Origin of the sequence: uncultured Bacteroides sp., assembly GCF_910585845.1 — a bacterium.
Lineage (GTDB): Bacteria > Bacteroidota > Bacteroidia > Bacteroidales > Bacteroidaceae > Bacteroides.
Genome location: NZ_CAJUHF010000008.1, coordinates 52,460 through 65,250 on the forward strand (window position 1 = coordinate 52,460; position 12,791 = coordinate 65,250).

Consider the following 12,791-nt stretch of genomic DNA (forward strand, 5'->3'; position numbering starts at 1 on the left):
TATGAAACCGGATGCTAAATCAACCATAGAAAACGGCAAAGCTATTCTGGGTATAGAATTCGGCTCTACCCGAATAAAGGCTGTTTTGATTGACGAAGAGAACAAACCTATCGCTCAGGGAAGCCACACTTGGGAAAACCAATTGGTAGACGGACTTTGGACGTATAGCATTGAAGCCATCTGGCATGGACTGCAGGACTGCTACGCTGATCTGCGCTCAAATGTAAAGGCATTGTATGGCATAGAGATAGAAACGTTGGCAGCCATCGGTATCAGCGCCATGATGCACGGCTACATGGCGTTCGATAAGAGAGAGGAAATTCTTGTGCCTTTCCGCACTTGGAGAAATACCAATACAGGCAAGGCGGCAGCCGCTCTATCGGAACTGTTCGTTTACAACATTCCTTTACGATGGAGCATCTCCCATCTGTATCAGGCCATTTTAGATAACGAAGAGCACGTCAAAGAGATTGATTATCTGACTACCCTGGCAGGATATATTCATTGGCAAATGACAGGTCAGAAGGTGTTGGGGATAGGCGATGCATCAGGTATGCTACCTATAGACCCGATTACCAAGAACTACTCTGCCGAAATGGTAGATAAGTTCGACAAGCTGATTGCCCCACAGGGATTTGACTGGAAACTGTCGGATATCCTCCCCAAAGTATTGTCAGCGGGTGAGAATGCCGGCTACCTCACCCCGGAAGGTGCACAGAAACTTGATGTTTCAGGCCATCTGAAAGCAGGAGTACCAGTCTGCCCGCCCGAAGGAGATGCAGGCACAGGTATGGTGGCAACCAATGCAGTCAAACAACGTACAGGAAATGTTTCGGCAGGTACTTCATCCTTCTCTATGATTGTATTGGAAAAGGATCTATCTCAACCGTATGAAGTGATTGACATGGTCACAACTCCTGACGGAAGTCCCGTAGCGATGGTACATTGCAATAATTGCACATCCGACCTCAATGCATGGGTCAATCTGTTTAAGGAGTATCAAGAATTGTTAGGCATTCCGGTAGATATGAATGAAGTATATGGAAAACTCTACAATCACGCTCTTACAGGCGATGCTGATTGTGGAGGCCTCATTTCATACAACTACATTTCAGGCGAACCAGTAATGGGACTTGCAGACGGAAGACCCATGTTTGTACGTTCAGCAAACGACAAGTTCAACCTTGCCAACCTGATGAGGACACATCTGTATGCTTCTGTCGGCGTTCTCAAGATCGGTAATGACATTCTCTTCAAAGAAGAAAAAGTCAAAGTAGACAGAATCACAGGACATGGAGGATTGTTCAAGACCAAAAACGTAGGTCAGCGAGTACTTGCAGCTGCATTAAACTCACCAATCTCGGTGATGGAAACAGCTGGTGAAGGCGGCGCTTGGGGTATTGCCTTGTTAGGTTCTTATCTCGTGAACAACAAGAAGAATCAACCACTTGATGTTTTCCTCGATGAGCAAGTGTTCGGTGGAGATGCAGGCATTGAAATCTCTCCTACAGCAGAAGAGGTAGAAGGTTTTAACGCATACATCGAAAACTATAAAGCAGCACTGCCCGTAGAAGAAGCAGCGGTGAAATTCAAGAAGTAATTATTCATGATGAGAGTGTGCAAGACACAGCTTCGTGCATTGCGCACACTCTCATTATGCAAATGATGCTTTTACCATACGTATATTGTTGCGTATATTTTGATATCCCGTCCTGCGTGAAAGCGGTCTTCCTCTCAAGCGCCCTACCCTAACCGGGTAAACACAATTGTCTTCCCCCAGACAGAAACTTATTTGATGCAATCCCTTCTCTATAAGCCTCAACAGGCGTATGCCATTCATAGAGTGTGTTTGCTAAAATCAACAGATTCCTTACATTACAAAGATCATATAACTAATTACATTTATGAGAAACAAATTATTTTTCAGCAGTATCCTTTTAGCTGCTTCCGTATCATTATCTGCACAGAAGAGTGCATCCATCACAGTTCATGCCGATCAAGGCACACAGATCATCCCTAAAGAAATCTACGGTCAGTTTGCCGAACACCTCGGTACTTGCATTTACGGCGGACTTTGGGTAGGTGAAGATTCTGCCATTCCCAATATCAAGGGTTACCGCACTGACGTATTCAACGCATTGAAAGAACTCCGTGTTCCTGTCCTCCGTTGGCCTGGCGGTTGCTTTGCCGACGAATATCACTGGATGGACGGTATCGGTCCGAAAGAAAACCGCCCTAAAATGGTGAACAACAATTGGGGAGGCACGATCGAAGACAACAGCTTCGGTACACATGAGTTCCTCAACCTCTGCGAGATGTTGGGCACCGAACCCTATATCAGTGGAAATGTAGGTAGTGGCACCGTAGAGGAATTGGCTAAATGGGTAGAATACATGACATCCGAAGGAGATTCCCCAATGGCAAGACTCCGCCGTCAGAACGGGCGTGACAAAGCATGGAAGGTTAAATATCTTGGTGTAGGCAACGAAAGCTGGGGATGCGGCGGAAGCATGCGTCCTGAATATTATGCAGACTTATATCGCCGTTACTCCACTTATTGCCGCAATTATGATGGCAATAACTTATTTAAGATTGCCAGTGGTGCCAGCGATTATGATTATAACTGGACGAAAGTCCTGATGAACCAGGTAGGCGGACGCATGAACGGTCTCTCCCTCCACTACTACACCGTGACCGGATGGAGCGGAAGCAAAGGTGCAGCCACCCAGTTCAGCAAAGACGATTACTACTGGACAATGGGTAAATGCCGCGAGATAGAAGACGTGCTCAAAAAACATTGTGCCATCATGGACGAATACGACCCTAAAAAGAATATAGCCCTTATGCTTGATGAATGGGGTACATGGTGGGATGAAGAACCCGGTACTATTCCAGGCCACCTTTACCAGCAAAACACTTTGCGCGATGCTTTCGTAGCCTCTCTCAGTTTTGATATCTTCCACAAGTACACTGACCGCCTGAAAATGGCGAACATCGCACAGATAGTAAATGTATTGCAGTCAATGATTTTGACCAAAGACAAAGAGATGGTATTGACACCCACTTACTATGTATTCAAGATGTACAACGTGCATCAGGATGCCACCTATCTCCCACTCGACTTGAACTGTGAAATCAAAGACGTGCGCGACAACCGCAAGGTGCCCCTGATCAGTGCAACTGCTTCCAAAGACAAAGACGGTAAAATACACATTTCCATATCAAACATTGATGCCGACAACTCCCAGGAAGTTACCATCAACCTTCCGGATGTAAAGGCAAAAAAAGCCGTAGGTGAGATTCTGACCTCTCCCAACCTGACTGATTACAATTCTTTTGAAAAACCGGATAATGTAAAATTAGCCCCGTTCAAAGAGGTAAAAATCAACAAAGGAGAATTAAAGATCAAACTACCTGCAAAGTCAATTATTACGATTGAGTTACAGTAAATCAGAAGGAAATACTTATTGTATTTCCAACGAAGAGTCGGAAGAGGGAAGGATAAAAAAGAGCCTCTTTCTGTGTTGTGAATTTCGCATAAAGAGTTATCTTTGTCGCTGTTAAAATTAACAAGTGAAACTTCAACCCGCTTTATTATAGTATTCAAATGTATAATTAATATCAATATGAACGACAACAAACTTATGAACCGCGCAGCGGACAACATTCGTATCCTTGCTGCTTCTATGGTCGAGAAAGCCAATTCCGGTCATCCCGGTGGCGCTATGGGTGGCGCTGATTTTGTGAACGTGCTCTTCTCTGAATTCCTTGTTTATGACCCTGAAAATCCGTCATGGGAAGGTCGCGACCGTTTCTTCCTTGATCCAGGCCACATGTCGCCGATGTTGTATTCCCAATTGGCACTGACCGGAAAGTTCACGCTGGATGAACTGAAAGAGTTCCGCCAATGGGGAAGCCCCACACCGGGACATCCCGAACGCGACATCATGCGTGGCATTGAAAACACTTCCGGCCCGCTCGGACAGGGTCACACTTACGCTGTAGGTGCTGCCATTGCTGCCAAATTCATGAAAGCCCGTTTCGAAGAGGTGATGCCGCAGACCATTTACGCCTATATCTCCGACGGTGGTATACAGGAAGAGATTTCTCAGGGCGCAGGCCGTATTGCCGGTGCATTGGGGCTGGACAATCTTATCATGTTCTACGACTCCAACGATATTCAGCTGTCTACCGAGACCAAAGATGTAACCATCGAAGATACTGCAAAGAAATATGAATCATGGGGATGGAAAGTCATCAAAATCAACGGTAACGATCCTGACGCTATCCGCGGTGCCCTGAATGAGGCTAAGGCTGAGAACGAACGCCCGACATTGATTATCGGACAGACTGTCATGGGTAAAGGCGCACGCAAAGCCGATGGCAGCAGCTACGAAGCAAACTGCGCAACGCACGGTGCTCCTCTGGGCGGTGATGCATACGTCAACACGATCAAGAATTTGGGCGGCGATCCGACCAACCCGTTTGTTATCTTCCCCGAAGTGGCAGAACTGTATGCCAAACGCGCTGCCGAACTGAAGGAAATCATGGCTAAACAATATGCAATCAAAGCAGCATGGGAAAAAGCCAACCCTGAAAAAGCAGCTAAGCTTGAGCAATTCTTCTCAGGCAAAGCTCCGGAAGTGAACTGGGCTGCTATCGAACAGAAAGCAGGTTCTGCCACGCGTGCCGCATCAGCTACTGTGCTCGGTGCCCTTGCCACTCAGGTAGAGAATATGATCGTAGCCTCTGCCGACCTTTCAAACTCTGACAAGACCGACGGTTTCCTGAAGAAGACCCATGCATTCACGAAAGGTGACTTCAGCGGTGCATTCTTCCAGGCTGGTGTTGCCGAGTTGACAATGGCTTGCTGCTGTATCGGTATGGCACTGCACGGTGGTGTTATTCCCGCTTGCGGAACATTCTTCGTGTTCTCCGACTACATGAAACCTGCCGTACGTATGGCAGCGCTGATGGAAGTGCCCGTGAAGTTCATTTGGACACACGATGCCTTCCGTGTAGGTGAAGACGGTCCTACCCATGAACCGGTAGAACAGGAAGCTCAGATCCGTCTGATGGAGAAACTGAAAAACCACAAAGGTCACAATTCTATGTTGGTGCTCCGCCCAGCAGATGCCGAAGAAACAACCGTGGCATGGAGACTGGCAATGGAAAATACTACAACTCCGACAGGTTTGATCTTCTCTCGTCAGAATATCGCCAACCTGCCCGCAGGCAACGACTACAATCAGGCAGCCCAAGGTGCTTACATCGTAGCCGGTTCAGATCCCAATCCGGATGTAGTGCTTGTCGCTTCCGGTTCAGAAGTATCTACATTGGTAGCCGGAACGGAATTGTTGCGTAAAGACGGCATAAAGGTACGCGTCGTATCTGCTCCGTCTGAAGGATTGTTCCGCAGCCAAGCTCCGGGTTATCAGGAAAGCATCATACCGGTCAGTGCCAAAGTATTCGGTTTGACAGCCGGTCTGCCTGTCAACCTGCAAGGGCTTGTAGGTAGCAATGGAAAGGTTTGGGGATTGGAATCATTCGGTTTCTCCGCTCCTTATAAGGTTCTGGATGAAAAACTTGGTTTCACGGCTGAAAATGTCTATAAGCAAGTGAAAGCCATGTTATAATACTCCCGTAGATAGAACGGGCGAAAATCATTTGCCCCTACAGGTCATAACAGGCTTGTAGGGGCGAAATATTTTAGCAACAACACCCATAACCCCATTATAAACTCATAATTCGACAACATACAATGAAAACAATTGGAATTTGCTCTGATCATGCAGGATATGAACTGAAAGAATACGTTCGTAATTGGCTGGAGGCTAAAGGTTGGGAATATAAAGACTTCGGAACATACTCTACCGAGAGTTGCGACTACGCCGACTTTGCCCATCCGCTGGCGCTGGCTGTTGAAGCCGGAGAATGTTACCCAGGAATTGCCATTTGCGGAAGCGGCGAAGGCATCAGCATGACGCTGAACAAGCATCAGGGTATTCGCGCCGCACTGTGCTGGAAAACAGAAATAGCCCATTTGGCCCGTCAGCACAACGATGCCAACGTACTTGTAATGCCCGGACGCTTCATCAGCACGGAAGAAGCCGACCAAATAATGACGGAATTCTTCAATACCGACTTCGAAGGCGGACGCCACCAGAAACGGATTGAGAAAATGCCGGTCCAGTAAATGATTAAGATAATAACGGTCCGCATCGCAGGAAACCCTTTTCCCACGATGCGAACCGTTTTATTATTCCTCTCTATCAAGCTGAGGTTTAGCACCGTAAACCTTAACTTTAGATCTTTCAAGTTGAGGTTTACAATCTCCATACACAACAAATGAAGTTGCGCAGAAGGGCGATATGATTGGAAGATTGAGAAAGGACGAAATGGAATCAGTTTGTAACCTCGTTATAATATCCTTGCAATCTCCTAAATTCAAAATTGCTTATTGTTCAGTTCTATAATTCTCTTCAAGTTTCTTGCTGAGTTCATCAGTAGCATGGAAATTTTCAGTAATTTTGTCCTTTGTAATCATGAGATAAATTTATCCTAAAACGTACTGTATGAAAATATGATACATATGAAAGCAATCAAAAGGACTATCAAAATTATTTGCAGTATCATTTTGTCTGCCCTAATTATCTTTTGGATAATAGGCTGGTTCACCGTCCGTGATAATTTCAAGAACCCACCAGAACACTATACTACCATAGGAAAACGAGTTTATACCGCTGTGCCTGCTATGATGGTTGACTCGACTTATGATTCCTTGAATCTGAACGGAAGTGGAATTAAGATTGGTGTATTAGATGCTGGATTTGGAGGACTGCGCCAACGTTCTTGGACATCATAACATCTTCTTGCGGCTACACAATTTTTGACGATTATGATGGATATTCAGTTCAGATGCTTGACGGACATTCGTCCCGCATATCCTGTTTCGTTGACAGTGTTCTTCAAGCCAATCCAAACTTAATCTATATACAAAGCATGGGTAATGAGGGAAACAAGTCCTGGCGTTATGGAAATTTCCCTGCAGATGTCCGAGAAGTCATATCCGTAGGAGCAGTAGAAAAAGATGGGACAACACGTGCCATCTATAGTGGCATAGGTTGGGAGGGGATGGATTACATAAAGCCCGACGTATGTGCTTATGTACAACTTCCTCGCAGAGGAACTTCATTTTCGACTCCCGCCATTGCAGGATTATGTGCAACCTTATTGGAACACAAACGAATGAGCAGAAAAGAATTAATTAACATCCTGAATACATCTGGGCTTAATCATTCGACACCTAATCATGAAATCGGTTACAGTGTGCCTCAAACTTCGCGCATGTCATTACCTCTATACTGACAAGTTGAGGGCTACAAGCTATTGCTTGATATTCTCTTATGTTGTTTAAGGCAACGCATTATCCACTCTAATGCAAAGGAAGGTGTGCATTCTATGTTTTTATAGAAAGCCATGATGTAATTCCAACCGATTCAATCAAATAATACACCTTTTCAGTCAAAAACTCATCCTATTTTCTTATAGCTTTCCGTACTTTTGCAACCATCATACAATAACCCTATTAAATTCAAAAAAAAGAATAACCATGAAAAGAGCATTAAGCATCCTTTCCCTGCTTCTGTTGACCATCGTGGCCACGGCCAACCCGATAGACTTCGACAAGGCATTCAAAGAAAGTTCCCGAATTGAGAAACAAATCAAAAAGACATCCTTTCCCAAACAAACGTACCTCATCACGGACTTCGGCGCCCAACCCGACACTCCGGACAATCCTTGCCACGACGAAATAAACCGCGCCATCGTCACTTGCAGCCTGAACGGAGGCGGTACTGTCATCGTGCCGAAAGGAACTTTCCATACCGGTCCGATTACACTGAAAAGCAATGTCAACTTCCATATAGAAGAAGGTGCCGTGTTGAAATTCTCAACCGACCAGAGCCTTTACTTTCCAGGCGTCATCACCCGATGGGAAGGATTGGACTGTTATAATGCCCATCCGCTGATCTATGCATACGGTGAAACCAACATCGCCATCACCGGCAAAGGCACTATCGACGGACAAGGCTCCAATGACACTTGGTGGCCCATGTGCGGTGCTCCCCGCTACGGCTGGAAAGAAGGCATGGTGGCACAGCGCAACGGCGGACGCGACCGCCTGCTGATGTATGGCGAAACCTCCACTCCCATCTACAAACGCGTGATGACACCCGAAGACGGCATGCGCCCACAACTCATTAATTTGTATTCATGCAATACTGTACTGATAGAGGACGTAACCTTACTGAATTCCCCCTTCTGGGTTATCCACCCACTGCTTTGCGAAAGCCTCATCGTGCGGGGCGTGAAGGTCTACAACCGAGGTCCCAACGGAGACGGTTGCGACCCTGAATCATGCAAGAACGTACTGATTGAGAATTGTACCTTCGACACAGGCGACGACTGCATCGCCATCAAATCGGGACGCAACGCCGACGGTCGCAAATGGAACATCCCCAGCGAAAACATCATCGTGCGCAACTGTTTCATGAAGAATGGCCACGGAGGTGTAGTCATCGGCAGTGAAATCTCCGGCGGATACCGCAACTTGTACGTGGAGAACTGCCGCATGGACAGCCCCGACCTGGACCGTGTCATCCGCATCAAGACCAGCACATGCCGCGGTGGAATCATCGAGAATGTATTTGTACGCAACATCACCGTAGGTCAATGCCGCGAAGCTGTACTCCGCATCAACCTGCAATACGAAAACCGCGAGAAGTGCAACCGAGGCTTCACCCCTACCGTCCGCAACGTTCACCTAAAAAATGTGACTTGCGAAAAAAGCCAACTTGGTGTACTCATCATCGGACTTGACAATGATGACCAAGTATATAACGTCAGTGTCGAAGACTCCCGTTTCAATAACGTTGCCAAAGATGGAAACGACATCAAAGGCGCCAAAGACGTAACATTCAAAAACCTCTATATAAACGGAAAACTCGTAAAATAAGCAAACCACTTTTATCATAAAACAAGCCCGGAGTTGTGATATCCAGACAGTTCATCATCACACTCCGGGCTTTCTACTTTCTACTTTTTCTCATTTTTCACAGAATACATGTTTGTTGTCTCCAAATAAAAACTATCTTTGTATTTTGATAATCCGGAATTCAATACGATATGGAGCAACTGAATACAATCAAAGAGCTTATCGGCCAAGGAAATGTGACCAAAGCCATCCAATTGCTTGACGAATATCTGGCAACCGCTACCTCTGTCAAGCGGGATGAAGCCTTCTATCTCCGCGGAAATGCCTACCGCAAACAAGGGAACTGGCAGCAAGCCCTAAACAACTACCAATATGCCATCGACCTCAATCCGGACAGTCCCGCCCGAGAGGCTCACCGTATGGTAATGGATATCCTGAATTTCTACAATAAAGATATGTACAATCAATAACATATAAAAGTAACGTGAATTATGGCAAAGATCAAAGGAGCAATCGTAGTGGACACCGAACGGTGTAAAGGCTGCAACCTGTGCGCAGTAGCCTGTCCGCTGCACGTAATCGCCCTCACAAAAGAGGTGAACGTAAAGGGGTATAACTATGCCCACCAAATACTGGAAGATACCTGCAACGGCTGTTCGTCGTGCGCCCAGGTTTGCCCGGACGGATGTATCTCTGTTTATAAAGTAAAAGTAGAATAAACCTGTAAAACAGTATAATATGGCAGAAGAAGTTGTATTAATGAAAGGAAACGAAGCCATCGCCCATGCAGCCATCCGCTGCGGAGCAGACGGATACTTCGGTTATCCGATTACTCCACAATCGGAAGTGTTGGAAACTCTTGCCGAACTGAAACCCTGGGAAACGACCGGCATGGTGGTATTGCAGGCAGAAAGTGAAGTGGCAGCAATTAATATGGTGTACGGCGGTGCCGGAAGTGGAAAAATGGTAATGACGTCATCCTCCAGCCCCGGTGTCAGCCTGAAACAGGAAGGTATCTCCTACCTTGCAGGTGCTGAACTGCCCTGTCTGATTGTCAATGTAATGCGTGGCGGTCCCGGTCTCGGAACCATACAGCCAAGCCAAGCTGATTATTTCCAGACCGTCAAAGGCGGAGGACACGGCGACTACCGCCTGATAGCCCTTGCCCCCGCTTCCGTACAAGAAATGGCGGACTTCGTAGGCTTGGCCTTCGACCTTGCCTTCAAATACCGTAACCCCGCCATCATCCTTGCTGATGGAGTCATCGGGCAGATGATGGAAAAAGTAATCCTGCCCCCGCAAAGGTCACGCCGCACCAACGAAGAAATCATAGAACAATGCCCGTGGGCCACCACCGGAAGGACAAACGGACGGAAACCCAACATCATCACTTCCTTGGAACTGAAACCGGAAGAGATGGAAAAGAACAACATCCGTTTCCAAGCCAAATACAAGCTGATAGAAGAGAACGAAGTCCGCTTCGAAGAAATCAACTGCGAAGATGCCGACTATCTGATCATCGCCTTCGGCTCAATGGCACGTATCGGCCAAAAGGCCATGGAACTGGCACGCGAAGAGGGTATCAAAGTCGGCATTCTGCGTCCCATCACCCTTTGGCCATTCCCGACCCAAGCCATCGCCTCATACGCCGACAAGGTGAAAGGTATGTTGGTGACCGAACTGAACGCAGGACAGATGATTGAAGACGTACGCCTCGCTGTGAACGGAAAAGTAAAAGTAGAACACTTCGGACGCCTCGGTGGTATCGTACCCGATCCCGATGAAATAGTAAGTGCCCTGAAAGAAAAAATAATCCAGCAATGAACCCAGATAAGATAAGAAACATACTGAATATACTCTTCATGATACTTGCCTTGGCAGCGATCATCGTATATTTTGTAGCAAAAGATGATTTCAAGTTATTCATCTATGTCTGCGGAGCAGCGATATTCATAAAACTCATGGAGTTTTTTATACGGTTCACCAATAGGTGAGTTGGTAAGTTAATGAGTTTGTAAGTTGGTGAGTTGGTGAGAGGATGAGTTTGTGAGTTGATGAGATGATGAGATGGTGAATTTGCAAGTTGATGAATTCATAACCCGCCAACTAAAAAACTAAAGAACTAAAAAACTAAAGAACTAAAAATATGACAAAAGAAGATATTATCAAACCTGAGAATCTGGTTTATAAGAAACCGACTCTGATGAACGATAATCCCATGCACTACTGTCCGGGATGCAGCCACGGTGTGGTACACAAGCTGATAGCCGAAGTGATCGAAGAAATGGGCATGGAAAATAAAGCAATAGGCATTTCCCCCGTAGGATGTGCCGTGTTCATCTATAACTATCTGGACATCGACTGGCAAGAAGCTGCCCACGGACGCGCACCGGCACTTGCCAGTGCCATCAAACGCCTTTGGCCGGACCGCTTGGTATTCACCTATCAGGGAGACGGCGACTTGGCATGCATCGGTACAGCCGAAACCATCCACGCTCTGAACCGCGGTGAGAACATCACCATCATCTTCATCAATAATGCCATCTACGGAATGACAGGCGGACAGATGGCGCCCACCACCCTTGTCGGACAAAAGACAGCAACTTGCCCCTACGGACGCGATGTACATCTGCACGGTTACCCCCTGAAAATGGCAGATATTGCAGCCCAACTGGAAGGAACGGCCTATGTGACCCGACAGAGCGTGCATACCGTCAGCGCCATTCGCAAGGCTAAGAAAGCCATCCGTAAAGCGTTTGAAAACTCGATGGAGGGGAAAGGTTCCAACCTGGTAGAGATCGTTTCGACGTGTAACTCCGGCTGGAAAATGACACCTGACAAAGCCAACAAATGGATGGAAGAACACATGTTCCCATTCTATCCTTTAGGCGACTTGAAAGACAGATAAATCAGTGTTAACACAGAAACGAGGAAACTGGCCGACACGGAAGATGCCTCTTCTTCCCGACTTGCCAGCCATTACCTCGCCGACTAAAAGAAAAAACAATGAAAGAAGAAATCATTATAGCAGGCTTCGGCGGCCAGGGCGTATTGTCCATGGGAAAGATTTTAGCCTATTCCGGGCTGATGGAGAACAAAGAAGTAAGCTGGATGCCCGCCTACGGGCCGGAGCAACGCGGCGGTACGGCAAACGTAACGGTGATTGTGAGTGATGAGAAAATCTCCTCCCCCATCTTGAGCAAATACGATGCTGCCATCATACTGAACCAGCCTTCTTTGGAGAAGTTCGAAAGCAAAGTAAAGCCGGGAGGTATCCTGATTTATGACGGATATGGAATCATCAACCCGCCAACGCGCAAAGACATCAAGGTATACCGCATTGACGCCATGGATGCAGCCAATGAAATGAACAACGCCAAAGCATTCAACATGATTGTTCTGGGAGGACTGCTGAAACTAAAACCGATGGTCAAGTTGGATAGCGTGCTCAAAGGACTGAAAAAGACACTTCCCGAACGCCATCATCACTTGATTCCGATGAATGAAGAAGCAATCAAGAAAGGAATGGAATTAATCAGAGAAGTCTGATTTCATAAAGGACAATAAACAAGATGAGGATGTGTCAAAACTCCTTTTTTTGAGAAAATACCCCTGCTACAAATAGCTTCAGTGACAGGGGGATTCTTTCAATTTGGGCATTATGACACACCCTCGTATTATTAGAGCCTGTTTAAATTTTGTTCAGCCTTCTTTTTAAAGAAAATTTAAACAGGCTCTACTCATTTATAAGTATTAGCTTTACCTCCGAAACCGACTGGCCGGCTGATAACTCCCG

At 46.5% G+C, this 12,791-nt stretch carries 12 protein-coding genes; all 12 read left to right on the forward strand.

Annotated features, from left to right (window positions below; all coding sequences use genetic code 11):
* Position 1 precedes the first annotated feature (1 nt).
* The 12 genes from QZ323_RS03995 to QZ323_RS04045 all read left to right on the forward strand — a co-directional run bounded on the left by QZ323_RS03995 (position 2) and on the right by QZ323_RS04045 (position 12,544).
* Entirely contained in the window at positions 2-1,600 is a 1,599-nt protein-coding gene (locus QZ323_RS03995; RefSeq protein ID WP_294632996.1) for an FGGY-family carbohydrate kinase, read from the forward strand.
* 304 nt (positions 1,601-1,904) lie between these two features.
* The gene (locus QZ323_RS04000) at positions 1,905-3,449 is read left to right on the forward strand and encodes an alpha-L-arabinofuranosidase C-terminal domain-containing protein (RefSeq protein WP_294632997.1); all 1,545 of its coding nucleotides are present in this window, start codon (positions 1,905-1,907) and stop codon (positions 3,447-3,449) included.
* A 177-nt stretch (positions 3,450-3,626) separates the two neighbouring features.
* The gene (locus tag QZ323_RS04005; protein ID WP_294633003.1) at positions 3,627-5,636 is read left to right on the forward strand and encodes a transketolase; all 2,010 of its coding nucleotides are present in this window, start codon (positions 3,627-3,629) and stop codon (positions 5,634-5,636) included.
* 125 nt (positions 5,637-5,761) lie between these two features.
* A complete protein-coding gene (gene rpiB, locus QZ323_RS04010; RefSeq protein ID WP_294633004.1) occupies positions 5,762-6,196 on the forward strand; it encodes a ribose 5-phosphate isomerase B in 435 nt (144 codons plus the stop codon).
* A 396-nt stretch (positions 6,197-6,592) separates the two neighbouring features.
* Positions 6,593-6,865 carry a hypothetical protein gene (locus QZ323_RS04015; RefSeq protein ID WP_294633005.1) on the forward strand — a complete coding sequence of 91 codons (273 nt, stop codon included), beginning with the start codon at positions 6,593-6,595 and terminating at the stop codon, positions 6,863-6,865.
* A complete protein-coding gene (locus tag QZ323_RS14440) occupies positions 6,853-7,368 on the forward strand; it encodes a S8 family serine peptidase (RefSeq protein WP_363174836.1) in 516 nt (171 codons plus the stop codon). Before QZ323_RS04015 ends, QZ323_RS14440 begins: the two co-directional genes overlap by 13 nt.
* Before the next feature lie 244 nt (positions 7,369-7,612).
* Positions 7,613-9,016, forward strand: a complete 1,404-nt coding sequence (locus QZ323_RS04020) for a glycoside hydrolase family 28 protein (RefSeq protein ID WP_294633006.1) — start codon at positions 7,613-7,615, stop codon at positions 9,014-9,016.
* 170 nt (positions 9,017-9,186) lie between these two features.
* Positions 9,187-9,465, forward strand: a complete 279-nt coding sequence (locus QZ323_RS04025; RefSeq protein ID WP_294633007.1) for a tetratricopeptide repeat protein — start codon at positions 9,187-9,189, stop codon at positions 9,463-9,465.
* Positions 9,466-9,486: 21 nt separating this feature from the next.
* On the forward strand, positions 9,487-9,714 hold the full coding sequence (locus QZ323_RS04030; RefSeq protein ID WP_294633009.1) for a 4Fe-4S binding protein: 228 nt from the start codon (positions 9,487-9,489) through the stop codon (positions 9,712-9,714).
* A gap of 19 nt (positions 9,715-9,733) precedes the next feature.
* Positions 9,734-10,819 carry a 3-methyl-2-oxobutanoate dehydrogenase subunit VorB gene (locus tag QZ323_RS04035; protein WP_294633010.1) on the forward strand — a complete coding sequence of 362 codons (1,086 nt, stop codon included), beginning with the start codon at positions 9,734-9,736 and terminating at the stop codon, positions 10,817-10,819.
* A gap of 322 nt (positions 10,820-11,141) precedes the next feature.
* On the forward strand, positions 11,142-11,903 hold the full coding sequence (locus QZ323_RS04040) for a thiamine pyrophosphate-dependent enzyme (protein ID WP_294633011.1): 762 nt from the start codon (positions 11,142-11,144) through the stop codon (positions 11,901-11,903).
* Positions 11,904-12,001: 98 nt separating this feature from the next.
* Positions 12,002-12,544, forward strand: coding sequence for a 2-oxoacid:acceptor oxidoreductase family protein (locus QZ323_RS04045; RefSeq protein WP_294633012.1), 543 nt, complete (start codon positions 12,002-12,004; stop codon positions 12,542-12,544).
* Positions 12,545-12,791: the final 247 nt, after the last annotated feature.

What these genes read in the sequence shown, in the direction of transcription:
- QZ323_RS03995 (WP_294632996.1), top strand. Translation starts at nt 2, where the DNA reads ATGAAACCGGATGCTAAATCAACCATAGAAAACGGCAAAGCTATTCTG.
- QZ323_RS04000 (WP_294632997.1), top strand. Translation starts at nt 1,905, where the DNA reads ATGAGAAACAAATTATTTTTCAGCAGTATCCTTTTAGCTGCTTCCGTA.
- QZ323_RS04005 (WP_294633003.1), top strand. Translation starts at nt 3,627, where the DNA reads ATGAACGACAACAAACTTATGAACCGCGCAGCGGACAACATTCGTATC.
- rpiB (WP_294633004.1), top strand. Translation starts at nt 5,762, where the DNA reads ATGAAAACAATTGGAATTTGCTCTGATCATGCAGGATATGAACTGAAA.
- QZ323_RS04015 (WP_294633005.1), top strand. Translation starts at nt 6,593, where the DNA reads ATGAAAGCAATCAAAAGGACTATCAAAATTATTTGCAGTATCATTTTG.
- QZ323_RS04020 (WP_294633006.1), top strand. Translation starts at nt 7,613, where the DNA reads ATGAAAAGAGCATTAAGCATCCTTTCCCTGCTTCTGTTGACCATCGTG.
- QZ323_RS04025 (WP_294633007.1), top strand. Translation starts at nt 9,187, where the DNA reads ATGGAGCAACTGAATACAATCAAAGAGCTTATCGGCCAAGGAAATGTG.
- QZ323_RS04030 (WP_294633009.1), top strand. Translation starts at nt 9,487, where the DNA reads ATGGCAAAGATCAAAGGAGCAATCGTAGTGGACACCGAACGGTGTAAA.
- QZ323_RS04035 (WP_294633010.1), top strand. Translation starts at nt 9,734, where the DNA reads ATGGCAGAAGAAGTTGTATTAATGAAAGGAAACGAAGCCATCGCCCAT.
- QZ323_RS04040 (WP_294633011.1), top strand. Translation starts at nt 11,142, where the DNA reads ATGACAAAAGAAGATATTATCAAACCTGAGAATCTGGTTTATAAGAAA.
- QZ323_RS04045 (WP_294633012.1), top strand. Translation starts at nt 12,002, where the DNA reads ATGAAAGAAGAAATCATTATAGCAGGCTTCGGCGGCCAGGGCGTATTG.